This is a genomic window from Streptomyces litchfieldiae, assembly GCF_031845365.1.
Taxonomy (GTDB): Bacteria; Actinomycetota; Actinomycetes; order Streptomycetales; family Streptomycetaceae; genus Streptomyces; species Streptomyces litchfieldiae.
The window spans coordinates 17,184-42,954 of sequence record NZ_JAVREL010000027.1; the positions used below are offsets into that span (position 1 = coordinate 17,184).

Here is a 25,771-nt window from a genome sequence, read left to right on the forward strand (position 1 = left end):
CCCGTCGGGCTCAGGCGTCGGCGGGCAGCCAGACGCGCATGGCCCCGTCCGCGCGGTTCGCCCACGCGTAATAGGGGATGGCGGTCAGGTTCACCGGCTCGTCCGCGGGTGCCGGAATGCCCACGGCGGCGGGCCGGTAGGGCCACCAGTCGCCGTCGCCCCCGGATTCGGGGCGGGGCCGCACGCGTGCGGTGGCGGTGACGGTCGCGACGCCGCCGAGCAGTTCGGGCCGCCAGCCGGAGGTGAGACCGGCGGAGGTGTCGACGACGAGGTCGTCCAGGCCGCTGCCGGCCGGGAGCGGGGGCTGGTCCTCGCTCTCCACGCAGTAGACGAGGGGGCCGCGTTCAATCGCGGCGCAGCCGCGTGCTGCGTCCACCCGCGGGTCGGCCAGCGTGAACCGGGGGGCCATGTCCAGGTCGAGTTCCACCGTTTCGCCCGGTGCCCAGTCGCGGGTCAGCCGCAGCCAGCCGTCCTCAAGCGTCCACTCCCCGGCCGGCGCCGGGGTGCCGCCCACGGTGACGTTCCAGTTCCCGGCCGACCAGTGGGGAATCCGCAGGGCCAGGGTCCAGGGCCCGGCGGCGGTGTCCTCGACGGTCAGGGCGATGCGGCCCTGCCAGGGATAGTCGGTCTCCACGCGCAACGCGACGGGTCCGCCCGCGAGTTCGGCCTCAAGCGTGCCGGTGGCGTACTGGTGGACGTGCATGGCCGTGCCGTCGGCGGAGGCGGCGGCGAGGTAGTGCGGCAGGGAGGCGAGCAGCCGCATCAGGTTCGGCGGGCAGCAGGCGCAGTCGAACCACGGCACGCGGCGGGGGCCGACGCCCTCCTGGTCGGCGTGGCCGTCCCGGACGTGCAGCGGGTTGTCGTAGAGGTAACGGTCGCCGCTGAGGGACACTCCGCACAACACCCCGTTGTAGAGGGTGCGTTCGATGAGGTCGGAGTATTTGGCCCGGCCGGTGAGCAGTGCCATGCGCCAACTGAAGTGGACGGAGGCGATCGCGGCGCACGTTTCGCAGTAGGCGCGGTCGTTGGGCAGCTCGTAGGGCTGGCCGAAGCCCTCGTCCGAGTGGTGCGCGCCGATGCCGCCGGTCACATAGGTCTGGCGGGCGGTCATGTCGGCCCACAACCGCTCCAGCGCGGCGCGCAGTTCCGCCTCTCCGGTCTCGGTGGCCACATCGGCGGCGCCGGTGAGCAGGTAGAGCTGGCGGACGGCGTGGCCCGTCACGGCGGGGGCGTCGCGCACGGGGGTGTGGTCCTGGAAGTAGCCGGGGCGGCCGAGGCCGGTGCGTTTGGTCTCGGGCAGCGCGCCGCCGTGCCGGTCGACGAAGTACCCGGCGAGCGCGGTGTAGCGGCTCTCCCCCGTCTCCCGGGCCAGTTCGACGAGGGCGGTCTGGATCTCGGCGTGGCCGTCGATGCTGTCCACGGGCTTGCCCGAGCCCTCGGGGCCGAAGTTGTCGGCGAGGTGGTCGGCGAACCACATGGCGATGTCGAGGAGTTCGCGGCGGCCGGTGGTGCGGTGGTGGGCCACGGCGGCCTGGATCAGGTGGCCCGCGGTGTAGAGCTCGTGGCCCCAGCGCAGCTCGGTGAAGTGGGGGACGTCGCGCTTGGCGACCTGGTAGTAGCTGTTGAGGTAGCCGGAGTCCTCCTGGGCCCGGGCGAGCAGGTCGATGAACTCGCCGACCTGCTCCTCCAGGGCGGTGTGCCGCTCCGGGTCGGGGCCGGGCTCACCGAGCTGCCAGGCGGCGGCCTCCAGCCATTTGTGGACGTCGGAGTCCTGGAACGGAAACCCGCCCCGGAAGCCGCTCGACTCGCGGTCGGCGGCCCGTCGCAGGTTTTCCAGGTTGCCCGCCGCGGCGAGCCGGTCGGGCCCCTGCGGGATGCTCACCTCGCTGTTGACCCTGCGGCGTTCGGCCCAGAAGCCACCGGTGACGGTGGCCCGGTCGGCGGGCCGCAGGGCCGCGTGGGCGTCCGGGCCCAGGCGTATCGGGCCGGGGTGTCCGGCGACGGAGGGGGGTGTGGACGGGACGGCGGTCATGCACGGCTCCCTTGCAGCTCTGGACTCGCAGCCTTGGAAAACTGGGAAACCCTTTTCCCGCTGAAGGATGCTAGGAGTGGCCTTGGTCGGCGTCAAGGGATCCGCCTCGATGGCCGCGTTCCTCCGCGATGACGGTCGCTGGTGGGCGTGGCATCATGGTCGTCTGGGAGAGACATCCGGCTCCCCGCTGCCAGCAGGAGGCAAAGGATTTCCCATGAGTGTGACGCCACGCGGGGACGCGTCGGGACGGGCCGCCACGATCCACGACGTGGCGGCGCTCGCCGGAGTGTCACCGGGCACCGTCTCCAAGGCGCTCAACGGGCGCGGCAGGCTGCGTGCCGAGACCCGCGAGCGCGTGCTGGAGGCGGCGCGCAAGCTGAGCTTCCGGCCGAACGCGATGGCCCAGAGCCTGCTGTCCGGCCGCACCTTCACGGTGGGCCTGATCACCACCGACAGCATCGGCCGTTTCAGCCTGCCGGTGCTGCTCGGCGCCGAGGACGCGCTGGGCGCGGGCCGCATCCTGGTGTTCCTGTGCGACACCCGGGGTGACCAGATCCGTGAACAGCACTATGTGCAAACCCTGTTGGACCGGCGCATCGACGGGCTGATCATCACCGGACACCGCACCGACCCGCGGCCTCCGCTGTCCCTTCCCTCGCCGGTGCCCGTCGTCTACGCGCTCGGCCCCTCCACCGATCCCGACGACATCTCCCTGGTCCCCGACGACGCCGGCGGCGCCCGCCTGGTTGTGGAGCACCTGCTGGCCACCGGCCGCCGGCGCATCGCGCACATCACCGGCCCGGCGCACCACGCGTCCGCCGCGGTGCGGGCCGAGCACACGGTGCGCGCGGTGCGGGAGGCCGGTGCGGCGGCGTCGGCCCCGCCGGTGTACTTCGGCGAGTGGAGCGAGTCCTGGGGGCGTCAGGCGGTGCACCTGGCGCTGCGTGCGGATCCGTCCCTGGACGCGCTGTTCTGCGGCAGCGACCAGATCGCGCGCGGCGCGGCCGACGCGTTGCGCGAGTCGGGCCGCCGGGTGCCGGACGACATCGCCCTGGCCGGTTTCGACAACTGGGAGATCATGGCCGAGGCGTCCCGGCCGCCCGTGACGACCGTCGACATGAATCTCGCCGAGCTGGGCCGCACGGCGGCGTTGCGGCTGATGGAGGCCATCGACGGCCGCCGGGCGCGCGGCACCGAGACGTTGCCCTGCCGCCTGGTCATCCGGGAGTCCACCGCCGTTCCGGCCGCCGCCTCGCGCGGCTGACCGACCGCGGCGCACGGCGGGCGGTGGCTCAGGCGCCCGCGACGACCAGAGTGGCGCGTTCGGCGGGGCGGGTGGTGCGCAGGTAGTGGTCCTCGGCGGCCCGCCAGCGCGTTATCCACTCCGCCGAGTTCTCGCCGCGTGCGCGCAGCCGGTCCAGGCAGGTCTCGCGCGGGGTGTCGACGAAGACAGTCAGGTCGTAGAAGTCCGCGAGCTCGGGGCGCGCGGTGTAGACGCCCTCGACCAGGACCACCCCGCCGCGGGCGACCGTCTCCCAGGCGCCGAGGCGGCCGGTGGCCCAGTCGTACTTCTGGTAACGGGCCGCCTCCCCGGCCCGGAGGGGACGCAGCACCTGGTCGGCGAGCCGCTCCCAGTCGAAGTAACGGCGGTAGCCCTGCTCGGGGTTGAGCCGCTCGCGTTCGGCGTCGGGCATCGGGCGGTAGAAGTCGTCTCCGTGCACGACGGCGCAGTCCCCCAACTGCCGGGCCAGCGTGGCGGCGAGGGTGCTCTTGCCGGATCCGCCCGCGCCGTCCACGGCCACCAGCGTCGTTCCGGTGCTCCGGGCCCGGGCCTGCCGGAGTATGGCCTCGCCGATGTGCGTCGTCATGTCCGCGTCCCTCGCTCACTGTCCGGAAGGGAGCAGGATATTGGGTGGTGTGCGGTCCTCACCCGCAGCACAGTGGCCGCATGACGACACATGGTGCCGCGTTCCTTCCCGGGCTCGAACTGTCCCGGATCCTCTACGAGGAGGCGGTACGCCCCATCCTGGACGAGATGTTCCCGGGTCTGCGGCACACCGCCGCGCGGGTCGGCACGGGGTCGGAGGTCCTCGGCTTCGACACGGCGCGGTCGGCCGACCACGAGTGGGGGCCCCGGCTGGAGCTGTTCCTGCCGCCCGGGGAAGCGGCCGGGCGGGCGGAGGAGATGCGCCGGCTCCTCGGTGAGCGGCTGCCGAAGCAGGTGCGGGGCTGGCCCACGCACTTCCAGCGGCGGGACAATCCGCTGGACCCGGTCTCCGGGCACATGGAGCTCACCGAGGGGCCGGTCGATCACCGGGTGTCGGTGTACGAGGTGGGCGGCTGGCTGGAGGAGCGGCTCGGCGTCGATCCCGTCGCGGCGGCGCTCACCCACCGGGACTGGCTGACGATGCCGCAGCAGCGGCTGGCCGAGGTGACGTGCGGCGCGGTGTTCCACGACGGGCTCGGCACGCTGACCGCGGCGCGGCGGCGGCTGGAGTGGTATCCCGACCAGGTGTGGCGGTATCTGCTCGCCTGTCAGTGGCAGCGGATCTCCCAGGAGGAGGCGTTCGTCGGGCGCTGCGCGGAAGTCGGGGACGACCTCGGTTCGGCCGTTGTCGCCGGACGGCTGGTGCGGGATCTGATGCGGCTGTGCCTGTTGCTGCGGCGGCGGTACGCGCCGTACAGCAAGTGGCTGGGCAGCGCCTTCGGGCAGTTGGCGGAGGCCGGCTCGCTCACTCCGTCGCTGCGGGGCGCGCTGGCCGCGACGGAGTACCCGGAGCGGGAGCGGCATCTGTGCGACGCCTATGAGGCGCTGGCGACGCTGCAGAACGAGACCGGGCTCGCCGAACCCGTGGACCCGGGGCGCCGGACGTATCACAGCCGGCCGTTCCTGGTGCTGCACGCCGAGCGCTTCGCGCGGGCGCTCGCGGACACGGTCACCGATCCGGAACTGCGGGTCCTGCCGCTGACCGGCGGTGTGGATCAGTGGGCCGACAGCACGGACTTCCTCAGCCGGCACGCCCCGGCGCGTGCCGCTGTGCCGGCGCTGCCCGAATGAGTGGTGGTGGCGCTCCGGGGCCGGTCGTCGTACCCGGGGGAACGATCATCCGCGGCGGCGCGGGTCCGGCCGCATCCCCCACCGCTCGGCGGTCAGCGGGCCCGCGCCGGGCGGTCGTCCTCCCGTGTCCCGGCCCGCTGGAAGTGCCAGATGATCACGGCCGGTACTCCGGCGTTGGCCGCTCTCGCCGCCTCGGGTGCCAGGTCGTTCAGGCACCATGGCCAGGTCTCCCAGGGGCCCACCGCCGCGGGCGCCGTCGGGGTCTCCCCCGGCGGGGTCCGCTCGGCGGGCACGAGTGGTTCCTCGCAGCGGCGAACACCCAGTCCCGCGGCGAGCGCGGCGCGCAGCTAGGGCCTGTATCGAGTTCCCGCCCGGGCCCGCGACGCCAGTCACGGCACCTCGCCGCTCCCCCAGACTCCGTCTGGGAGGTGCCCCCAGCCGAATCGCGCGAATACGGCCGGGTATGAGCTGCGATCCGGTGCCTTGCTGGGGGTACCTCCCAGGCCCCCAAGGGCCTGGGGGGGCACCGCGTCTGACGCCGCGGGCTGATCCGACCGGGAACTCGATACAGGCCCTAGGCGCCCGTCGAGTGGCGGTGGGTGGCCACCCGTCCCGGTTGCCCGTCGGGTCGGCGCACAGGCGGCACCCCGCCTCGCGCCACCCGCTCGGGATGGATGTCGGAGATCACCAGATGCCTGCCCGGTCGCAGCACGCGGGCGAACTCCGCCAGTACCGGCCCCAGTTCGGGAACGTGCGTCAGCGCCAGGGTGCAGACGACCAGATCCACCGCCTCGTCGGCCACCGGCAGGCGACGCAGGTCACCGAGGTGGAACTCGCCCCGCGGCACCCGGTCGCGGGCCCGGGCGAGCATGGCGGGCGAACTGTCCACGCCGAGAACGCGATGCCCCCGCTCCGCCAGCCAGGCCGCGAACCGTCCCGTGCCGCAGGCGGCGTCCAGGGCGACACCGGTCGGCAGCGCGGCGACGATCTCCCGGACCACGGGCCCGTCGAAGTCGAACGCCGAGTTGGGGCCGTCATACGTCTGCGACCAGATCCGGTAGCCCTCGACCGTGTCCACACGGGCGACGTCCACGGCGGCGTTCGCCAGCGACGGGTCGTCGAGGAGTGTGCGGATCTCGGCGATGCGCGCGTCGACGAACTCGGGGCCGAACTCCCCGGTGAACGAACGCAGCAGGGCGATGCCTTCGAGACCGAGCACATAGGCCAGCGGATGCTCATGGATCACCGGCACGAAGCTAACGAGCACGCCCAGGAGGGGCCACCCAATTATCCGGTCACGCGCCGGGGCGCGGCGGCGGTGCCGTGGAGTCCCTGACCACGACGTGGGTGCCGAGCATGGCGTGCTGCTCGGCGGAGGACGCCTCGCCGTCCCGCAGCCCGAGGGCCAGGCGGACGGCGGTCCGGCCCAGTTCGGCGTAGGGCACGTGCACCGTGGTCAGGCGGGGGCGCAGGTCGGTGGCGGGGTCCACGTCGTCGTAGCCGACGAGGGACATCTCGTCGGGAACGCGGATCCCGGAGTCGGTCAGCGCGGCGAGGGCGCCCGCGGCGGCGGAGTCGGTGACGGCGAAGACTGCGGTGAAGTCGCGGCCGCGGCGCAGGCGCGCCATCAGGTTCTCGTAGGCTCCGGCGCGGCCGAAGTCGCACTCCTGCACGAGCCCGTCCTCGACCGGCGCGTCGAAGTCGGCCAGCGCCCGGCGGTATCCGGCGAGCCGGCCGGCGGCCGTGGTGGCGTTGTTGACGTCGGCGCCCAGGAAGAGGATTCTGCGGTGCCCCTGGGAGAGCAGCCGGCTGACGATCGCGTACGCGCCGCCCTCGTTGTCGTACTCGACGACGGTCGCGGGGACGCCCTCGCCCAGCGGCGGACGCCCGCACAGGACCAGCCGCGATCCGGAGGCGTCCAGGGAATGCGCGATGGCGGTCATCTGCTCCCGGTAGGCGGCGTCGTCAACGACTCCGCCGATGAGGATGACGGCTCCGGCGCCCTGTTCGCGCATGGTCCGCACCACGGCGAGTTCCCGGTCGGGGTCGCCCTGGGTGGTGCAGATCAGGCAGATCCGGCCCCGCCGCGCCGCCTCCTCCTCGACCCCGTGGGCGACCTGCGCGAACGAGGGGCCGCGCACGTCGTTGAGCACGAACGCGACCGTGGGAGTACCCCGGCCGCGCAGCGCGCGGGCGTGGGTGTTGGCCACATAGTCCAGCTCGCGGATGGCGCGCAGCACGCGCTGGCGGGTGCGCTGGGCCACCGGGTAGTTGTCGGCGATGACCCGGGACACGGTCGCCATGGACACTCCGGCCATCTCCGCGACGTCACGCAGCGTCGCCGGCCCGCCGTCACCGCTGGTCATGCGGGGAATCCGTAGAAAGCGTCTGTCGTCATCCCGGGCAGTGTAATGGCAGTGGAAGCGCTCCCGAGCTGCCCGAGGGCGCCGGGCTGGCGGACCCTTTGTCGATCAAGGCGACAGAGAACGTTTCCCCCGAGGGTGGCCCATATGGGGCGACCGACGAGCACGGTCATTGGTATGGACATGTCCATCAACTCGGCAGTACCGTCGCACTTGGTCTAGACCGCAGCACGGCAAGGAGCTCTCACCCCCCACCACCTTCCGGAGCGAAGCATGGGCAGAAAGATCTCAGCCGCCGCCATCGGCGCCGGCCTGGCGATGGTCTCGGTGCTCGGCACCAGCGGGACCGCCCAGGCCCACGGCTACAGCACGGCCCCGACGAGCCGCCAGTCGTTCTGCGCCCAGGGCGCGGTCGCCGACTGCGGCTCGATCGTCTGGGAGCCGCAGAGCGTGGAGGGCCCCAAGGGGTTCCCCCAGGCGGGACCGCCCGACGGGCAGATCTGCTCGGGCGGCAATCAGCGATTCGCCCAGCTCGACGATCCGCGCGGCGGTTCGTGGCCGGCCACGAACCTGACCGCGGGCCAGGGCTACACCTTCCGCTGGACGTTCACCGCGAGGCACAGCACCACCGACTTCCAGTACTTCATCACCAGGGACGGCTACGATCCCCGCCAGCCGCTCACCCGCGCCGACCTTGAGCCGCAGCCGTTCATGACGGTGCCGATGGGCGGCCGTCAGCCGGGCCAGACGGAGGCCCACCAGGGCACCGTGCCCACCCAGAAGTCCGGGCGACATCTGATCCTCGCCGTCTGGAACGTCCACGACACCGGCAACGCCTTCTACGCCTGCTCCGACGTGCAGTTCTGAGCCAGGTTGAATGCGGGTGCGCGGGGAGGCCATCACCCACCCCCCGCGCACCCGCGGTCCAGGTGCCCCGGCTAGCGCAGCCAGGAGAAGCGGCCCACGATCGGCAGCCGCTCCCACACCCGGCCCAGGCCCCAGACCCGGCCGGCCGAGCAGAGCGCCAGAACGATCATGGAGGCGGCATAGACCACGTGCTGGTCCACCAGCGGGTTGGTCGACCCGCTCTCGGAGCCGTCGGACAGATGCCGGGCCGGCGGGAACTGGCTCAGCCACAGGAACGTCATCATGAGCGTGCCCGCCACGGCCGTGAACCGCAGGGCGACGCCCGCGACGAGCGCCACCCCCACGCCGCCCATGCCGGCCATGTACAGCCAGTCCACCCACACGTCACCGGCCCACGAGTTGAACGTGGACTCCAGCGGCCCCACGGTGACACCCGAGAGGTAACCGCCGGCGGGCGAACCGCCGTTCACCCAGGCCCGCTCCGAGGGGGTGGTGTAGCCGAGCCCGAAGGTCTTGTCGAGGAATGCCCACAGGAAGATGGCGCCCGTGGCTATCCGCAGCAGGGCGAGGGCCCTGGCCGCGTTCCCCGGCGGGACCGGGGTCAGTTCCGTCGTGCGGACGGTGGGCCGCTGGCCCGTTTTCACCGAGGACTTCTGAGCATTCATTGGTCCGCTCCCTCTGTCGTGGCCATGCAGCGGTCGGCCACTGCCGGGGGTTCGGTGCCCCAGACCAGCTCACCGTCGTCGTAAAGCGTGATGTAGTCGGCTCTCGCGGACTCCTGACCGATGTCCTGGTAGGACCAGTCGTTGGACGGGTCCCACCCCGCACCGCCCGTGACGCGGAACTGGACCTCGGCGCGGTGCTGCGACTGGCCGCCCGGGTAGATGAGCTTCCCGGAGCAGTCGAGCTCCGCGTAGTACAGATCGCCCGCCGCCTGGTGAACTCCCGCAACCGGGCTGGGGCATTCGGAGTAGTTGCTGGTCACGGAGATCGACGCGGGGGCGACGCCCGGGTCGAGCGTGAACCAGTAGCGGAACGTCGCGGTGTCCAGCGCCCGCGCGGGCCACGCCGACTGGTTGCGGACGGTCGCCTTGATCTCGGTGAACGTCGAACCGGTGGCGTTGCGCGAGCCGTCGATGTACATCTCCGCGTCGTCGGGCACCTCGGCCGGGGGGAAGTCGGCCAGCGGGGTCCCGCCGTACCGGCCGGTCAGATACGCGAGGGCACCGGAGAAGCCCGCGTTGTAGTCGGTGGCGACCTCGTTCGCCACGTAGTCCTGACGGCTGTCGGTGTACTGGTCGTTGGCCGAGCCCGGGCCGCCCACCAGCGCGCCGTACAGCGTGTGCCGGGTCTCCGCGGGAGCCGTGATCTGGTCGGTCCACGACCCGTGCGCCGTCCGGTGGTGCGGGTTCCGCGGCGGGTTCTCGCCGAAGCCGATCACATAACTGGAGCCGCGCGGGTTGCCGCCGAGGGCGTAGTTGATCTGCCCCTCGCCGAACTCCCGGTACCGAGCGGCGCGCGCGGCGTCCGTGCCCTCCAGCCAGTCGGAGTACACCAGGGCGACGAACGAGGTGTTGGCCGCGTAACGCAGCGACCCCCAGGTGTCCAGCACGGCCTGGCCGCCGGGTGAATAGGCGACGCGCTGCCCGTTCACGCCCGTGGTCCAGTAATCCAGCCACCGGTTGGCGTCCTGCACGTACTTGTCGTCGCCCGTCTCCATGGCCAGCAGCGCGTAGGTGCCGTACTGCTTGTTGTCCCAGGCGATCGTCCAGCGGTAACTGCGCGTGGACGTCTGCGGTTCCGTGCCCAGGCGGTCGTACTCGCTCTCCGCCTTGGCGAGATACGAGGCGTCGCCCGTGGCCTTGTACAACCAGTAGGCGCCCCAGACCAGTTCGTCCTGGTAGCCCGACCAGGAACGGTAGAAGTCGCCGGCCGGCACACAGTCGGAGTACTTGCCGCGGTATGTGTCGGCGAAGTTGTACAGCTCCTCGGCGTGCCCGACGAGGGTCGCCGCGTACGCCGGGTCGTCCTCCGCGAACAGCAGCGAGGAGGAGGCCATGGCGGCGGCGGTCTCGGCCGCGACGTCCGATCCGGGACAGCCCGGGTGCACGCGGTAGGCGGGCCGCTCCATCTGCATCACTTCGGCCGGGCCCCACCAGCGATGGTCCTCGTTGCCGTCCCCGACCTGCGCGTACAGCACGTTCGGCTCGGGGTGCGCCCGGATGAAGTAGTCGTTGACCCAGCGCAGGTTGTCCTTCAAGTACCCGAGCTGGCCGGACTGTTCGTAGCCCTCTCCCGCGGCGAGGCCGCCCCAGGCCAGCATGGTGGCGGAAGCCGCCATCGGCAGACCGAACTTCACGTGGTCGCCGGCGTCGTACCAGCCTCCGGTCAGGTCCAGACCGACATCGGCGCCGTCGTCGAGAGCCGAGTCCCCGCGCCAGCTCACACGGTTGTCCCCGGGCAGCGGCCCGGAGCGCTGTGCCTCGTAGAAGAACATCGACTTCTGGAGCGCCTCCGCGTAGTTGAACGCGGACGCCGCGGCCTGGGGCTGCGCCTGGGCGTCGCCACTCGTCGCCGGCACCAGCAGACCGCCCAAGAGAGCGGAGGCGGCGAGGGCCGAGGCGAGGAGAGAGGTACGGCGACGGCCGCGGCGCGGCTGTCTCAGGGGTGGGGGTGGGTGGTGAGCGGTGGTGGGGGGTGACATGTCAGGCCCTTCTCATGCTTGTCCGTCATGCAAAGAACCGCCGCCGGGTGGTGACTGCCTCACACCCCGGATGGATGGTCGGCAGTCGGACTGGGAGCGCTCCCACCCGGCGACGGCAGCCTTCATGGTCCGGAATCGCCATGACCTCGTCAATAGTTTGATCGGTTTCGACTTCAAACAAATAACGCCCGAAGTCGCCGCACCCGCCCCGGATGACTTCATGACCCGTCGGCACGGTCATCCGGGGCGGGGGTCCGCTTCGGCCCTGTCCGTCCCTGACAGAGCGGAAGCGGGCGGCACCCGCTGCCCACCGGACACCCCTCCCGCAGGGGGCCCGGAGCGGCTAACACCTCGGCGGGAAGCGGGAGACGCGATCAGTTGACGATGTCAGACACCGGGCGGCAGGCCGTGCCGCCGGTTCACAGACCCGCTCCCCGGCTGCGCCGGTTGAACGCGCTGAGGTCGTTCACTTCCTGAATCCACTTCCGGAGCAGCGGGCGGCGGTCCTCGCCGCGCGGGCCCTCCGGCACCGCGCACGGCTCCGGGGACTGCTCCTCGTCCGGTCCGGCCCGGCCGTCGCTGCCGGGCGACCGTCCGCCGCGCCAGGGGACCTGGCGTAGGGCGGGTATGCCTTTGGGGGGTGGCATGTTGGCGGCCCTTCTCGATCCTTGGTCATCGGTACGAGAACCACCACCGAGCGGTACCGAACCCGCGCGATCAATGGGAGCGCTCCCACTCAGCAGTAATGCCCCTCATAGTGGGAGCGCGTAACGGTTCCGTCAACACCCGGCGCATTCCTTTTTCAAACAAAGAATCCGTCAGGAGGCCCCCACTGGTCCAACCACCTACAGGGAAGTGAACGAGCATGTGTCAGATGGGCGTTGTCCGGCCCCGCCGGAGCGCCCCCCGGCTTCGAATCTTGAAGTCGCGGTCCCTCAGCGGGAGATCGGCGGACGCTCCGGGCGGGGTGCCGCGTTCCGCAGCCGGATGCCGCTGAAGCCGAGGGTGCCGGCGACGACCGCGTCCCAGAACTCCCAGAGGCTGCCCAGCACCCGGAGCTGGATTCCGGCGGCGTGGTGGAGCTCCAGGAGGTCGCCGACGGGCTCGGGGGGACCGAGTGGAGCAACGTTTTCCGTGGCCACCATCGCGTGCGGCTCCGGCTCGCCGATCGGCCGGAACGGGGCGGCGGGGAGCCGGTAGGCGAACAGCCGGGTGGTGCGCATGCGATCCAGCCAGGGGTATTCGATCGCGTGGACGCGGACTCCGCCGCCCGGGCCGAGGATCCGCCACCGGTCGTCGTCGGCCGTCCCGGGAACGGTCCAGGCCATGGCGCGCGGGCACTGGCGCGGGAACCAGTAGGCGGGCGCCCGGTCGGCGTCGACGGCCCAGACGTAGGCAGTGGACTGACGCGCGGTGGCGGCTACGTGGGGCCGGAACAGGGTGATGGTGGGGTCTTCGGAGAAATGGAGGACTTCACCGGAGCTTGGACGCATGGGCCGTTCTTATCGCATGTTCCGCCGGTGGTGGTTCGTTTTCCGCCCGGGCGGGATGCCGATGACACCGGTGGTTCACCCGAACTCATGGGCGATATTGGGGACTTGGTGGTGGGCGGCGCGGGGAACGCGGTGGGTCTGCCGGCCTCAGCCGGAGGTCTCGTCGCGCACGCCCAGTTGCAGGTGCTCGATGTGGTAGACGGCCTCGTCGAGCAGCTGCGCGACGTGGTTGTCGTGGAGGCTGTAGACGATTCTGCGGCCCTGGCGGGTGCCGCTGACCAGGCCGAGGGTGCGCAGCAGCCGCAACTGGTGGGAGACGGCGGACTGTTCCATGCCAACCGCGCCGGCGAGTTCGGTGACCGGGAGCGGTCCCTCGCGCAGCCTGGCGAGGATCAGCAGCCGGGAGGGCGTCGCGAGCGCCTGGAGCGTGGCGGCGACGGAGATGGCGCGCTCGGCGTCCAGTTTGGCCGCCGGAGCCCCCTTGTTGTCCGCCCCGTGTCCCATGACGGGCATGGTACGGCACCCGGCGATACGTGAAAGGCTATTCACTTGTGTGCCGTCGTGACCGCGCTGCCGGAAGCTGGGGCCACGGCTTCGGGGGTCTTCCCGGAGCCGGTGCGGATTCGGCGGCAAAAACGCGGTCGGCTTCGTCGTCCTGTCCCGCCGCTGGGGTCGCCGAAACGCAACCACACAACCGGCGGCCCGCATCCGGCGCCGGCGGCCTGAGCCCGGCTCTTCAGCAACCTCGCAGGAGAGCGATCTGCCCTGTGTGCGCGAAACAATCCCGGAGCAGCCCGCTCAACCGCTCCTCCACGGTATGCCGGTTGCCGAGCGTGGGACTGACAACGATTCGGCTGAGGTCGCCATCCGGCGCCGTCGTCAAGTAGCGCTCTGCGATTTCCTGCGCGGCGGCCTGGTAGGCGAGCAGCAGGCCCACGGACGGACTCCGAAAATCCGCAGCCTCGGCAGGCGAATGACCGAAGCCGGTGTCGCCGGGATCCGCGGGACGGCCGAAACGGGCGGCCCAGCCGTCAGAGAGCCAGATCTGCGGGCTGCCGATGATCTCGGACAGATTCCGATCCTGTCCCCTGCCGATGTGCCAGGCCAGCCAGCCGATGCTGTTGGTTGCGGGAAGCAGTCGCTGGTTCAACTCGGCAGTCGGAGCGCCGTCGATCGCTGCGACGAGGTCGCTGCGGATCCGGCGAAAAAGACGGAGGGTCAGGTCTTGCCACCTGCCCGGTTCGGTTCGCACTTCATACCCCCTACGGCCTGCCCGGCCGCACCTTACACGCATGCCTCGCTGATCGGAAACAGCTTCTGACGGGGGGCGCGCCGGCGCTGCTGCCGGAGAAGAAGGCGGCCGCCGTGACGGACTTGGCGGCCGGTGGCCACCGGGTTCCCGCGGTGGGGGACGGGTGAACGACGCGCCGACGCCGACCGCCGCGCACAGCGGCGTGGCGATGGGGCACGACGGTCCGGGCCCGGTTGGACGCCATTCCGGCGGTGATCGACGTGCCGGGCGGCCTGCGGCTGCTTCGGGAGCGCGCGTGGTCCTCTCCACTCCCCCGGGGCACGCCTGAGGGAAAGAGCCAAGCGTCGGGTGATCCGACCGTGGCGGCGGTGTGCGGGGGGCGGGGCGCTCAGGTCGGCGCGGTGGCCTGGAAGGTGCCGTTGGCGGCGGCCTCGACGGTGTGGTCCCCGTGATCCTCGGCCGGGGCGCGGGTGACGTCGCGGTGGGTGCCGGGCGACGGACAGGTGGTGAACGAGCGGCCGAGTTCGCCGCCGGTGTTGGCGATCAGGAAGCCGGAGTCGCCACGGCCGAAGGAGACGGCGCCCTCGCCTGCCGACCGGTGGGCGGACTCGGCGCCCCGGACGTTTGCGGAGTTCGGCCATGCCGGTGATCTCCCGCCGGGCGTCGGGACCGGTCCGGCCCTCGCCGCCGGCGGCCGCACGTTCACGGTGCCCGGCAATGAATTGCGCGCTCTTGCTGAAACTCTTGCCGATGATTTCCGGACGGGCATGCCGCGGCGGACTCCCGCCCGCGAAGTTCATACAATCAGCACGTCATGGGTGCATCCCGGGACATGACGGAAACCGTGCGGGCGGGGGGAAAACCCGTTGATTTTCGGCACCGGGGACCGTGACCCTTTGCAGGTTGTCCACTTCCCTCCCCGCACCAACTCCTGGGATGTCATGCAGATTCGTGATCTTCCGCATACCGATCCCGGCGATCCGGATGTCCGGTCCGGATTCCGGTTCCTGGTCTGGCTCTTCCGCCGCCAGCTCGGCGGCCAGATCAAAGCGATGTGCTGGGGCACCCTGCACATGGCGGCCGTCGCCGTCCTGCCCGTCACGATGGGCATGGCCATCGAGGCCGTGGTGGACGACTCGGGTCGCCGGCTGGCCCTCACCGGCCTCCTGATGCTCGGCATCACCGTCGTCATGGCCTTCGCCGACACCATGCTGCACCGCAGCGCGGTGACCAACTGGATCACCGCCGCAGCCCGCGTGCAGCAGATCCTCGCCCGGCGCACCGCCGAGCTCGGCGGGGTCCTCACCCGCCGCGTCGCCGCGGGCGAGGTCGTCAAGGTCTCCACGGGCGACGTGGAGAAAATCGGCTGGTTCGTCGAGTCGTTCTCGCGGTTCGCGGCCGCCGTCGTGGTCACGCTCGCCGTGTGCACCGGACTGATCGTGTACGAGCCGCAGCTCGGTCTGCTCGTGCTCGGCGGGATCACGGCCGTGGCGCTGAGCGCCTGGCCGCTGCTGCCGGCGGCGACCCGCCGCGCCGACCGGGAGCGCGGCAAGTCGGGGCGGGCCACGGAACTGGCCTCCGACACCGTGGCCGGGCTGCGGGTGCTGCGCGGGATCGGCGGCGAGGAGCTGTTCCTCAACCGCTACCGCCGCGCCTCCCAGGAGGTGCGCGCCGCCTCGGTGCACAACGCGCGCATGTGGTCCCTCATCGACGCCGTCCAGGTCGTGATGCCCGGACTGCTGCTGATCGCCGTGGTCTGGCAGGGCGCCCGGCTCGCGCTGGACGGCCGCCTGACCGCGGGCGAACTGGTCACCATCTACGGCGCGGTGAGCTTCCTGATGTTCCCCCTCCGGCTGTTCCAGGAGGCGGCGATGGCGTTCACCTTCTCCCGGCCGTCGGCCAAACGCGCCGTCCGGGTGCTGGGGCTGCGCCGGGAGGTGCCGGACGCGGCCCCGACCACCGCGCTGGACCAGCCGCTGTCCGGGGACGTGTGGGACCCGGCCACCGGGCTGCTCGCCCCGGCAGGCCGGCTGACGGCGGTCGTCTGCGGCAACCCGAACGTCGCCGAGCGGCTGGCCGAGCGGCTGGGCGGCCACCCGGTGCACGACGACGGCGAGCCGTCGGCGCAACTCGGTGGCGTTCCGCTGAACGAGGTGCCGCTCGCCGCCGCGCGCGCCGCGGTGCTGGTGCAGGACAAGGACCCGGTGCTGCTGTCCGGCACCTTGCGGGAACTGCTGGCGGTGCCCGCCTCCGGCCGGGTGGCCGCGGGCGACGCGCTGCGCACGGCCCAGTGCCACGACGTGCTCACGGCCCTGGCGCAGGCGTCCACCGACGGCAGCGGCGACCCGATGCGGTCCCGCATCACCGAACGGGGCCGGTCGCTCTCCGGCGGCCAGCGGCAGCGGCTGGCGCTGGCGCGTTCGCTGATCGCCGACCCCGAGGTCCTGGTGCTCGACGAGCCGACCTCCGCGGTGGACTCCCACACCGAGGCCCGGATCGCGGAGGGGCTGCGGGCGCTGCGCTCGGGGACCACCACCGTGGTGTTCACCTCCAGCCCGCTGCTGCTCGACCGCGCCGACCGAGTGGTCTTCGTCCACGACGGCGCGGTCGCCGCCTCCGGACCGCACCGGGAACTGCTGCGGACCACGCCCGAGTACCGCGCGGTCGTCACGCGCGAGCCCGAACCCGCCCAACTTGCCGAGGAGACCGCATGATCGGCGTGCGACCGCCGGAGTACGACCCTGCGTCCAACGAACACGCGACGACGCTGCCGGTGGCCGGCCGGGAGACGGTGCGCGGCTACGTACGGGAGTTGCTGCGCCGGCACCGGCGGGCGTTCCTGATACTGGTGGGGGTCAACACCGTCGCCGTGGTGGCCTCCATGGTGGGGCCCTACCTGCTGGGCCGGGTCGTCCAGGATCTGGCCAACGGCGAGCGGCAGTTGCATCTGGGGCGGACGATCGCGCTGTTCGCCGTCGCCCTGGCGGTTCAGGCGTTCTTCGTGCGCATGGTGCGGCTGCGCGGCGCGGTGCTGGGCGAGCGGATGCTGGCCGACCTGCGGGAGGACTTCCTGGTCCGCTCCGTCGGCCTGCCGCCGGGGGTGCTGGAACGGGCCGGGACGGGCGACCTGCTGGCCCGGATCAACACCGATGTGGACCGCCTGTCGAAGGCCATGCGCGAGGCCGTGCCGCAGATGTCTATCGCGGTGGTGTGGGCGGGGCTGCTCCTGGGCGGCATCGTGGCGACGGCGCCGCCGCTCGGGCTGGCCGTGCTGCTGGCCGCGCCGGTGCTGCTGGCCGCGTGCGTGTGGTACTTCCGGCGGGCGCCCTCGGGTTACCGGTCGGAGGCGGCCGGCTATGCCGCGGTCGCGGGGGCGCTGGCGGAGACGGTGGACGCCGGCCGGACCATCGAGGCGCACCGGCTGGAGCGCATGCGGGTGGAGCTGTCGGAGCGGCGGGTCGGGGAGTGGACGTCCTGGGAGCGGTACACGCTCTGGCTGCGGTCGGTCCTGATCCCGGCGATCAACGTCTACCACGCGATGATCCTGGGCGGGGTGCTGCTTCTCGGCGGCACGTTCGTGCTGGAGGACTGGCTGAGCGTCGGGCAGTTGACGACCGGCGCGCTGCTGGCCCAGATGATGATCGAGCCGGTCGGGATGATCCTGCGCTGGCTGGACGAGCTCCAGGTCGCCCAGGTGTCCCTGGCGCGGCTGGTGGGCGTGCACGAGGTGGAGGACGACGAGGGCGACGCGTCGGTGGTGCCGGACGGCCGGCACCTCAACGCCGAGCGGGTGCGTTTCGGGTATCTGGCGGGCACCGACGTGCTGCACGAGGTGTCGCTCGCCGTTCCGCCGGGGACCCGGATGGCGCTGGTCGGCCCGTCGGGTGCGGGGAAGTCCACGCTGGGCCGGCTGCTGGCCGGGATCTACGCGCCGCGCACCGGTGATGTCACGCTCGGCGGCGCGCAGTTGTCCGACATGACGGCCGAACGCGTCCGTGAGCAGGTGGCCCTGGTCAACCAGGAGCACCACGTCTTCGTCGGTCCGCTGCGCGACAACCTGCTGCTGGCGCGCACCGACGCCTCGGACGCCGAGCTGTGGGCCGCGCTGGCCGCGGTGGACGCGGACGACTGGGCGCGGGAGCTGCCCGACGGGCTGGACACCGAGGTCGGCTCGGGCGCGTTCAGCGTCGCCCCGGCGCAGGCGCAGCAGATCGCGCTGGCCCGGCTGGTGCTGGCGGACCCGCACACGCTGGTGCTCGACGAGGCGACATCGCTGCTGGATCCGCGGGCGGCGCGGCATCTGGAACGGTCGCTGGCGCGCGTGCTGGAGGGGCGCACGGTGATCGCGATCGCGCACCGGCTGCACACGGCGCACGACGCGGATGTCATCGCCGTGGTCGAGGACGGGCGCATCAGCGAACTGGGCAGCCACGACGAACTGGTGGCGGCCGGGGGCGCGTACGCGGCGCTGTGGCAGTCCTGGCACGGCTGAGCGGAGCCTCCGTCAGGCCGTGACGTGTCGCCCGTCCCCGGCAGGGGGCGGGCGACGCGCGTCGGGGCGTGCTTTCCGGCGAGGGAGCGGTCCGCGCGGGTGCGCCGCTCCTGCCGTGTCAGGCTGCCCAACGGGGAGGCCGCTGCGAGCAGTTCAAGCAGTCGGTCGCGCGGCGTGGTGGCCTGGTGGGAGCGAGCCCGGAGGGGCGGCGGCGACCCGCGTCCTCCGGATCGAGCGCTCGGGCGGATGAGTGGCGCATCGGTGGTGGGGCGTCAGGCTGCCTGCGGGAAGTCGGTCGAGTGCGCCAGTTCGCGACCCGCCTCGTTGGCCTCCGCGAGGCGTTCGCCCTCGAGGTGGCGTACGCGTAGAAGTCCGAGCCGAGGAGTTGGTGCAGTGCGGTCCGTCGCCCGTCTCGACGAGGGCGGCGCTGGCGGCGGCGCCCCTGAGCTTGTTCTTTATCTTCCGGCCTCGAATGGTGTCTCGAACTGGGTCGCTCACCTGAGGGTTCGCCGGACATGGGGGCGGCCTTCGTCTGATCATGTGCTCCGACCAAGGTGCACGTGACCACGACGAAGGCCGTGAGGTGAGTCTGCTGCCTGATGCTGTCCAGAGGGAAGCGTTCGCGGAAGCGTCACGCTTCCGGGGAAAGTTCCACGAGTGTCTGACCGCCCGGCGCGACGAGTTGTTCGAGCTGGTGGACGCGGTGCTGTGTGCGGACGGTGCGGTGAAGTCCCCGGTGGACTTGACGCTGCTGCCCGAGCATCGTCGTGGGCACGGAGCGATGTACGGCGGTCTGAACCACGGCCGGATCGACACCGACCGGCTGCGGGCGGCGTTGGCCGGGCTGTCCCTGCCGCGGTTCGACGGCGGGCGCCTGGTCCTGGCGGTCGATGTGTCGCCGTGGCTTCGCTCGGACGCGCCGTGCTCGGCGGAGCGCCTGTTCTGCCATGTCTACGGCCGGGCGAAGACGGCATCACAGTTCATTCCGGGCTGGCCCTACTCCTTCGTCGCCGTGCTGGAGCCCGGGGCCACGTCCTGGACCGCGATCCTGGACGCGGTACGGCTTGGACCAGCGGACGACGCGACCGCGATCACCGCCGCCCAGCTCCGAGGAGTGGTCGAGCGGCTCATCGCCGCGGGCCAGTGGCAGGCCGGGGACCCCGCCATCGTGATCGTGAGCGATGCCGGCTACGACGTCACCCGCCTGGCCTGGGTCCTGCGCGATCTGCCGGTCGAGATGGTCGGCAGGGTCCGCTCCGACCGCGTGATGCGGCTGCCGAAGCCGCCGCGGCTGCCCGGGACCAACGGCCGGCCGCCCAAGCACGGTCCGGAATTCCGCTTTGCCAAGCCGGAGACCTGGCCCGAGCCCGCAATCACCACGGTCACGGACACCATCAACTACGGCAAGGCCGAAACTCAGGCGTGGGACCGGGTCCACCCTCGGCTCACCCACCGCTCCTCCTGGCTCGACCACGACGGTGAACTCCCCTTGGTGGAGGGCACGTTGATGCGGTTGAAGGTCGAGCATCTGTCGAAGGAACGGAATGCCCCGCCAGTGTGGTTATGGTCCTCGAAGACCGGCGCCACCCCGGACGATGTGGACCGCTTCTGGCAGGCATTTCTCCGCCGCTTCGATCTGGAGCACACCTTCCGCTTCGCGAAGCAGACCCTCGGCTGGACCACCCCGAAACTCCGTACTCCCGAGGCCGCGGACCGCTGGACCTGGATCCTGATCGTCGCTCACACCCAGCTCCGGCTCGCCCGTCCCCTCGCCGCGGACCTCCGCCGCCCCTGGGAGAAACCCACCACATCCGACCGGCTCACTCCGGCCCGGGTCCGCCGGGGGTTCAGGAACATCCGCGCTCACCTCGCCTGCCCGGCCCGTGTTCCCCAACCCCGAGGCACTGGCCCCGGACGGCCACCCGGCGCCAAGAACAAACACCGGGCTCCCCGCTACGACGTCGGCAAGACCGTCAAACGCCCCGAAACCCTCAAGGCCATCGGCAAGCCCGGAAGATCTTGGTAGATAAAGAACAAGCTGAGTGCCTGTTTTCGAAGTGAAAGCCCAGGTCGGCATAGGATCGTGGGGCGACTGGCTTTCTCCACGACTCGTGAAGTCAGTTCTTCACGACTTCGTGAGGCACCCCGCGCAGCGGGATGTCGATGTTCACGAGAACGGGAGGCGGTCCGCCGTGGCGGCGTTCGCGACGGCGGCGATGCCTCGCCGCCCTGTAGCCAGCGTCTTTGGCCTCGACGACGACAACCGCCAGTCGCTCCTGGCCATCGGCGAGGCCAAGTGGCGCGAGACGATGGGCATCCCCCACCTCGACCGCCTCCGCCACATCTGCGACGTCCTCACCCACCAGGGCCGCCATGGCGCTGAAGCTGCCCGCCTGCTGTGCTTCAGCGACACCGGCTCCGCGGAGGGCCTCCGGTCCGAGGCCGACACGTCGCCCGACATGGCGCTCATCTTCCCGGCTGATCTCTACAGCCCAACGGGCACATGAAAGGGCCGTGAAAGCGCCCTGGCCAGACTCGCTCTCAGTACCTACATCGGTAGTTGTGCAGGGAGTGCAAGGAATGGCATCGAGTCGTCATAGAGTGTTTCAGGGGAAGTTCGCCGGGGCGGTGGCCACCGCGTTGCTCTTCGGAATCACCGCGTGCGGGTCCGACGATTCGGGCGGCTCGGCCGGGGGCACAGGCGACGACGCCTCGCCCCTGCCCCCCTCGGCGAGCGGGATCATCTCCGCGTGGGACAACGCCTGCGCGGTGCACGACGTGGAGGCCATCAGGCAGTTCATGGGCATCCGGGCGTTCGGGGTCGAGCCGGGCGCGGGCGAGGCGGGCGGCGGCTTCAGCACCAACGTGGTGAACTGCGACGTCACCGAATTCGACATGCCGCTGTGGGAGTACACGAACGTCCTGGGCGAGTCGGTGACCGATGACCACCTCGCCGGCTACATGTACCTGCGCGTGAACTACTACGAAACGCAGGAAACCTTCGCCGGGGCTTACCAGAACGCCCACAACGAATGGGCGGAGGGCAGCACCACGGTCCAGGGGCGCCACGTGGTGGACGAGCGGACCCTGGAAGGCGACTGGGACGAGGGCTCGCTCTTCCTGGGGAGCGACGCCCCCGACGAGTACCTCGGCGACCGCATCGTGATCGGCAAGGTGTTCGACGACTCGTGGTCGGTCTCATGCGAGATCATCTACGACGCCGACCCGGTGGCGTGGGCCCAGGACCAGCAGGAGCAGGTCTATCCCTTCACGGACGAGGAGCTAGCGACGTGGGTCGCCGATACCTACCTTCCGCAAATCCACGCCGCCATGGTGGCCGCGCTGGCGGAGAGTAGCTGAGTAGGGTCGGGGACTGGCGTGGTGGCTTCCGCTCCGTTCCCAGTCCCCGACCCTACTGAACGCGAACGCGAGGCCGTCGCCCTGGTCGCGCAGGGCCTGGCCAACGACCAGATCGCGGACCGCATGGTGATCAGCTCACTGACCGCGAAGACGCACGTCAACCGGGCCATGGCCAAGGTCCACGCCCGGGACCGCGCTCAACTCGTGGTCCTCACCTACGAATCGGGCCGGGGAACTCCACGCCACACCTGACGCGCCCACTGGATCTCTTCGAATTCACCACCTACGACCTGCGGTCGGTAGACCCACGGCAACCACCCCTCCACGCTCACCATGCAGCTCAAACGCCTGGAGTCGGACCTGGGCGGCCCTCTGCTGGTCCGCGCGAGTCGAGGCCACCAGCTCGAACTCACCGACCTGGGCCACGACGTCGTCGAAGCCGTCGAGATCTGGGCCCGTGCGGAACGGCGATGTCGTCCACGGCGTCGGCTGAGCCGCCGGTCTGTCACGCCGGGGCGGCGGCGTCTGACGGCGACGGTCCATGGGATGTGATCAGGCCGCTTGCGCGAGGTCGCCCGGCGTCATCGGCGGCTTGGCTGGGCGGCGCCGGGTGAGGCGGCAGGTCATGAGCGTGATCGCAGCCCACGTGATCAGCGTTTCGGAGTGCTGGTGGCTGTCGATGACTCCCGCACTGGGCTCGGTGCTGCGGCCTGAGCGTTCCCTCGCCGTGCGGCGGAGGCGTTCGTGCAGTTCACGCACGTAGTCGCAGATCCGCCAGCGGCGGAAGAAGTCGTAGACCGCCCGCCAGTACGGGAAGTCGAACGGCATGGCCATCCACTTCACGCCGTTGTCGACCAGGTAGCGCACAGCGTCGAGCATCTCTCGGTGGCAGTACGCCTCCGGACGCCCGCCCTGCTTGAGCAGCCAGGCCGGCACCGGCATCGCGGCGCGGACCTCGGCCCACTCCGCATCCGTCATGTCACTCGGATAGCACCGTGCCCGCTGTCCCGGAGCGATCGAACCGAACCTGTGGACGTAGCAGTCACACCCAGGGGTGGCCGCGGTGGACGCATACGCAGAGATACTGCTCAACTGATCAGGCAACGGGCTTCCTTGGTCGTGCTGGTGTCGTAACCGCGTCACTACCAAGGGGCCCGTTCTCTCATGTCCGCGACCACACCCGAACCTCCGTCCAGATGATCACCCACTGCTGCTCGAACAAGATCCGGTTTGCCACAACGCACTCAGCCCACACGCCCCCATCAGGCGTTTGAGCGGGAGCCCTGCCGGGGCTGCCTCCAAGAGGGCGAGGCGGATCAGTTCGGCGTGACGCTCCGCGGTCGGGGAGCGTTTGCGCACCGCTATTCACCCCGCAGGATGCGGGCCAGTTCCTCGTCCATGTCGACCTGGCCGGTCTCCACCGCAGTTTCGATCCAGTCCAGCGTTGCGCGGGTGCGTGCGATGTTGGACAGCAGCACCTCGCGTTCATCGCCGGACCAGCTGCGGTCGCGCATCTTCGGCACCGCCTTGCCGGCCTCGCGGACGAACCGGTGGAAGGCGACGCCGAGCAGGTCCACGAACTCCTCGGTCCGCTCGATCTGCCGGATCGTCGGCGCGACGGGCGACTCCCGGCGGAAGGCATCGGCCTGCTGGCGGGAGCGGTCGGCCTGCGCGCGGTTGACCATGTGACGTGCGGTGTCGTCCGCCGCGACCCGGGCGGCGACCTCCGGCCGCCTCAGGACATCGGAAGCCACCTTCGCCGCGACCGCATCGTCCTGGACCAGGCTGTGCATGACCTCGGTGCGGTGTTCGGTGGTCTGGGCCTGGTTGACCGCCTGGCGTGTGGTGGTGTCGGCCAGGACCTTCGCGACCACCGCCGGCCGGCGCAGGACATCCGTGGTCACTTGGACCGCGACCTCTTCGTCGGCGGCCAGGTCGTGGATGCGCTCGACTTTCTCCTGGACCGTCCCGGGCCTGTCCGGGCGCCGGCCGACGTGCTTCTTGGCCAGGTTCGTCGTCCAGCACCGCAGCCCGGTCAGGTCGTTCACCGGCGGATGGTCGATCGCCTCGAACCGCTCGGCGGCGTCCGGGATCGACGCCAGGATCGTGTGGACCTTGTGGGATATGCCCTCGCGGCGCTGATCAGCCGGCCAGCGGTGGGCCGTGAACCGGTAGTTGAGCACCGTGCTCAGCGACAGCCCGATGTCATCGGCATAGATCTGCAACGAGGTGTTCACCCCGAACAACTCGTCGGCACGAGCCGTCGAGCCGCCTTGAGGCCGCATCGGCTCGGTCTCCAGTGCGTGGTCGCCAATGGTGAACTGGGCCCGCCCCATCTGGGCGACCAGCTGACGGTCTCCGGCGATGATCTCGTCATAACGCTGCTGGGTAACCTGACCGATCTTCGTGGGCATGGTGATCACCATCCCGAGGGGACTGGGTGCGGCACTCCGGGCCGCGAGGGGGACCCGATCCCCTGCTCAAGCTGAGAGTCCACCCGTCGCGAGATCGTCAACAAGACACGGCGTCAACTCGGTCAAACTCGGTCGGACCTGAATAAACAGACCGTTCATATCATCGTCACTGAGACGCTGTTCTGAACGCTTCCTGTCGGTGCCGCCAAGCCCTCGTGCGGCACCTGGCCGAGCAGTAGACCGTCCCGGCCGGATGCTCCAGACCCGGCGTCCAACACGTCCCGCACACCGGACACTCCGCCGCGTCCCGCTCGTCCCGCAAAGCCGCAACCCGGGCTCGCACCCGACGGGCCCGATGCCACTGCCTGGATCTCGACACACCGCCGAACAGAACCGGGCCCTCGGGCCGACATCAGACCGAAGCCGTCCGCCGCAGGCCGGGCAGTACCGGACAGGCAACGGCCCGTCACCTCCAGCCACACCGCAAGGCTAGCCCTCTCCGAAGATCACTTCAGCGACTTCAAAAACGGGCACTGACAGGGTCGCCGAGCTGGCTGCCCTGGGGCTCCGGATGGTTGCGCGTCATCTCCCGGCTGCCCGCGAAGCCGCCGGTCGTCTCGGCCGGCAGCGCGAGGGAGTCCGTGGTGAGGAAGTCGGTGCGGAAGTAGCCGGGCTCCACGACGGTGACCTGAGGCGATGAGCCTTCTCGCGAGCTGGACGCTCGGCGCGGGGCGCAGGACGGCTCACGCCGCGACTCGTCACCCGATACGCCGCTCGCGGACCGGAATCCGGAGCGCAGCGACCCCGATCCGCGATCTCCCGCTCGTCCGGAGGCGTGACGGTGAATCACGGCGGGGCACCCGTGGTGAACACTCATTCTCAGGCCGTCAGGACGACGGCCCCCACGCCGCTGGCGGCGCCTATCACCATGAATGCCGGCATCAGCACCCTGTTCTCCACCCAGGCGCCGGCCCGGAAGCGCATGAAGCGCGGGGTGCCGATCGAGTACCAGCGCTTGCCCGCGATGGGCAGCGGCCACAGCATCGGGCAGCCGGAGATCGTCAGCGCGTCGCCCAGTGTGTGCACGACCGAGCCGAGCACGATGGGCAGCCCGAGCCACAGATAGGGCTCGCTCTCGAACAGCCAGTCGGAGCCGTTGCCCGGCTCATCGAGCACCGCGGCCAACAGCCAGGCGCTGGTCGCGCCCAAGAGCCAGACGAGGACGTCGCTGGAGACCCGGGCCATTCGCCACAGCAGCCCCTCCACGGCGAGCACCACATGGATGAAGAGCGTGACCAGCACGGCCCAGCGGCCCCAGGTGATCGCCGCGAAGGAGAAGCCCGCGCCGATGGCCACGGCCCACACCCACGTATGGGTGAGGGTGCGGTGGCCCCCGGTGCGGCGCCTCTCGCCCTTGCCCCGGGTGGCGTTGTAGACGGCCTCGGAGAGCTTGTCGATGATGCCCGCCAGCATCTTCGATATGGGCCCGAAGGCTCGGGAAATGGTCGCCGACTTCTGGTCCAGGTCGGGTGCGAGCGCGGCGCCCGCGCAGATCAAGGTACCCACCAGGAGCACGGGCCAGGGCATGGCGTGGTCCGCCGCCGCAGCCGCCGCGCCCACCCCCAGCCAGGCCATCGCTCCCGACAGTGAGTGCGCCGGTCCCATCATGGCTGCGCCCGCCCCTTCTTCGGTTCTCAACTTCCCCGTAGGCGGGACAGCGTAGTGCCACGCGATCT

Annotated in this window: 24 protein-coding genes and 2 pseudogenes; 10 read left to right on the forward strand and 16 right to left on the reverse strand. The window is 71.0% G+C overall.

All coding sequences use genetic code 11. The features are described from left to right. Window positions 1-10: 10 nt before the first annotated feature. A complete protein-coding gene (locus tag RM590_RS31455; protein ID WP_311708188.1) occupies window positions 11-2,032 on the reverse strand; it encodes a glycoside hydrolase family 127 protein in 2,022 nt (673 codons plus the stop codon). Between the two features lie 214 nt (window positions 2,033-2,246). Here RM590_RS31455 and RM590_RS31460 point away from each other — a divergent pair, with 214 nt between their 5' ends. Continuing rightward, window positions 2,247-3,296, forward strand: coding sequence for a LacI family DNA-binding transcriptional regulator (locus RM590_RS31460; protein ID WP_311708189.1), 1,050 nt, complete (start codon window positions 2,247-2,249; stop codon window positions 3,294-3,296). Between the two features lie 28 nt (window positions 3,297-3,324). On the opposite strand, the gene RM590_RS31465 is transcribed toward RM590_RS31460, so the two are convergent. Continuing rightward, entirely contained in the window at window positions 3,325-3,900 is a 576-nt protein-coding gene (locus RM590_RS31465) for a uridine kinase family protein (protein ID WP_311708190.1), read from the reverse strand. A gap of 80 nt (window positions 3,901-3,980) precedes the next feature. On the opposite strand from RM590_RS31465, the gene RM590_RS31470 reads away from it, so the two are divergent. Then, window positions 3,981-5,090 carry a DUF4037 domain-containing protein gene (locus tag RM590_RS31470; RefSeq protein WP_311708191.1) on the forward strand — a complete coding sequence of 370 codons (1,110 nt, stop codon included), beginning with the start codon at window positions 3,981-3,983 and terminating at the stop codon, window positions 5,088-5,090. A gap of 92 nt (window positions 5,091-5,182) precedes the next feature. On the opposite strand, the gene RM590_RS31475 is transcribed toward RM590_RS31470, so the two are convergent. From RM590_RS31475 to RM590_RS31485, 3 genes are all read right to left on the reverse strand, one after another. Beyond that, complete coding sequence (locus RM590_RS31475) at window positions 5,183-5,383, reverse strand: hypothetical protein (RefSeq protein WP_311708192.1); 201 nt, start codon at window positions 5,381-5,383, stop codon at window positions 5,183-5,185. 281 nt (window positions 5,384-5,664) lie between these two features. Beyond that, the gene (locus RM590_RS31480) at window positions 5,665-6,336 is read right to left on the reverse strand and encodes a class I SAM-dependent methyltransferase (protein ID WP_311708193.1); all 672 of its coding nucleotides are present in this window, start codon (window positions 6,334-6,336) and stop codon (window positions 5,665-5,667) included. A 49-nt stretch (window positions 6,337-6,385) separates the two neighbouring features. Further along, window positions 6,386-7,456 carry a LacI family DNA-binding transcriptional regulator gene (locus tag RM590_RS31485; RefSeq protein ID WP_311708194.1) on the reverse strand — a complete coding sequence of 357 codons (1,071 nt, stop codon included), beginning with the start codon at window positions 7,454-7,456 and terminating at the stop codon, window positions 6,386-6,388. Between the two features lie 270 nt (window positions 7,457-7,726). On the opposite strand from RM590_RS31485, the gene RM590_RS31490 reads away from it, so the two are divergent. Further along, the gene (locus tag RM590_RS31490; RefSeq protein ID WP_311708195.1) at window positions 7,727-8,320 is read left to right on the forward strand and encodes a lytic polysaccharide monooxygenase auxiliary activity family 9 protein; all 594 of its coding nucleotides are present in this window, start codon (window positions 7,727-7,729) and stop codon (window positions 8,318-8,320) included. 71 nt (window positions 8,321-8,391) lie between these two features. Here RM590_RS31490 and RM590_RS31495 read toward each other — a convergent pair whose 3' ends face one another. The 7 genes from RM590_RS31495 to RM590_RS31525 form a co-directional block, all read right to left on the reverse strand. Further along, a complete protein-coding gene (locus tag RM590_RS31495; RefSeq protein ID WP_311708196.1) occupies window positions 8,392-8,985 on the reverse strand; it encodes a hypothetical protein in 594 nt (197 codons plus the stop codon). Further along, a complete protein-coding gene (locus RM590_RS31500) occupies window positions 8,982-10,901 on the reverse strand; it encodes a glycoside hydrolase family 9 protein (RefSeq protein ID WP_311708197.1) in 1,920 nt (639 codons plus the stop codon). The genes RM590_RS31495 and RM590_RS31500 overlap by 4 nt, the downstream gene beginning before the upstream one ends. A gap of 542 nt (window positions 10,902-11,443) precedes the next feature. Further along, window positions 11,444-11,671, reverse strand: coding sequence for a hypothetical protein (locus RM590_RS31505; RefSeq protein ID WP_311708198.1), 228 nt, complete (start codon window positions 11,669-11,671; stop codon window positions 11,444-11,446). 288 nt (window positions 11,672-11,959) lie between these two features. Then, window positions 11,960-12,517, reverse strand: a complete 558-nt coding sequence (locus tag RM590_RS31510; RefSeq protein WP_311708199.1) for a DUF6886 family protein — start codon at window positions 12,515-12,517, stop codon at window positions 11,960-11,962. 147 nt (window positions 12,518-12,664) lie between these two features. Further along, the gene (locus tag RM590_RS31515) at window positions 12,665-13,021 is read right to left on the reverse strand and encodes an ArsR/SmtB family transcription factor (protein ID WP_311708200.1); all 357 of its coding nucleotides are present in this window, start codon (window positions 13,019-13,021) and stop codon (window positions 12,665-12,667) included. Between the two features lie 232 nt (window positions 13,022-13,253). After that, entirely contained in the window at window positions 13,254-13,769 is a 516-nt protein-coding gene (locus RM590_RS31520) for a DinB family protein (RefSeq protein ID WP_311708201.1), read from the reverse strand. Between the two features lie 388 nt (window positions 13,770-14,157). Next, entirely contained in the window at window positions 14,158-14,475 is a 318-nt protein-coding gene (locus RM590_RS31525) for a hypothetical protein (protein WP_311708202.1), read from the reverse strand. A gap of 235 nt (window positions 14,476-14,710) precedes the next feature. On the opposite strand from RM590_RS31525, the gene RM590_RS31530 reads away from it, so the two are divergent. The 7 genes and pseudogenes from RM590_RS31530 to RM590_RS31560 all read left to right on the forward strand — a co-directional run. Further along, entirely contained in the window at window positions 14,711-16,483 is a 1,773-nt protein-coding gene (locus RM590_RS31530) for an ABC transporter ATP-binding protein (RefSeq protein WP_311708203.1), read from the forward strand. Further along, window positions 16,480-18,261 carry an ABC transporter ATP-binding protein gene (locus RM590_RS31535; protein WP_311708204.1) on the forward strand — a complete coding sequence of 594 codons (1,782 nt, stop codon included), beginning with the start codon at window positions 16,480-16,482 and terminating at the stop codon, window positions 18,259-18,261. Before RM590_RS31530 ends, RM590_RS31535 begins: the two co-directional genes overlap by 4 nt. A gap of 583 nt (window positions 18,262-18,844) precedes the next feature. Beyond that, complete coding sequence (locus RM590_RS31540) at window positions 18,845-20,287, forward strand: NF041680 family putative transposase (protein WP_311708205.1); 1,443 nt, start codon at window positions 18,845-18,847, stop codon at window positions 20,285-20,287. A gap of 16 nt (window positions 20,288-20,303) precedes the next feature. Continuing rightward, on the forward strand, window positions 20,304-20,768 hold the full coding sequence (locus RM590_RS31545) for a hypothetical protein (protein WP_311708206.1): 465 nt from the start codon (window positions 20,304-20,306) through the stop codon (window positions 20,766-20,768). A 121-nt stretch (window positions 20,769-20,889) separates the two neighbouring features. Beyond that, on the forward strand, window positions 20,890-21,621 hold the full coding sequence (locus RM590_RS31550) for a hypothetical protein (protein ID WP_311708207.1): 732 nt from the start codon (window positions 20,890-20,892) through the stop codon (window positions 21,619-21,621). Window positions 21,622-21,675: 54 nt separating this feature from the next. Then, window positions 21,676-21,873: pseudogene (locus RM590_RS31555) on the forward strand (response regulator transcription factor); the annotation flags it as partial. Window positions 21,874-21,951: 78 nt separating this feature from the next. Further along, window positions 21,952-22,173, forward strand: a pseudogene (locus RM590_RS31560) (hypothetical protein); the annotation flags it as partial. Here RM590_RS31560 and RM590_RS31565 read toward each other — a convergent pair. The 4 genes from RM590_RS31565 to RM590_RS31580 all read right to left on the reverse strand — a co-directional run bounded on the left by RM590_RS31565 (window position 22,174) and on the right by RM590_RS31580 (window position 25,703). Next, complete coding sequence (locus RM590_RS31565) at window positions 22,174-22,599, reverse strand: transposase (protein ID WP_311708208.1); 426 nt, start codon at window positions 22,597-22,599, stop codon at window positions 22,174-22,176. Window positions 22,600-22,982: 383 nt separating this feature from the next. Next, the gene (locus RM590_RS31570) at window positions 22,983-24,035 is read right to left on the reverse strand and encodes a DUF6192 family protein (RefSeq protein ID WP_311708209.1); all 1,053 of its coding nucleotides are present in this window, start codon (window positions 24,033-24,035) and stop codon (window positions 22,983-22,985) included. Window positions 24,036-24,555: 520 nt separating this feature from the next. Further along, entirely contained in the window at window positions 24,556-24,714 is a 159-nt protein-coding gene (locus tag RM590_RS31575; protein WP_311708210.1) for a hypothetical protein, read from the reverse strand. Between the two features lie 200 nt (window positions 24,715-24,914). Then, the gene (locus RM590_RS31580; RefSeq protein WP_311708211.1) at window positions 24,915-25,703 is read right to left on the reverse strand and encodes a metal-dependent hydrolase; all 789 of its coding nucleotides are present in this window, start codon (window positions 25,701-25,703) and stop codon (window positions 24,915-24,917) included. Between the last annotated feature and the right edge of the window lie 68 nt (window positions 25,704-25,771).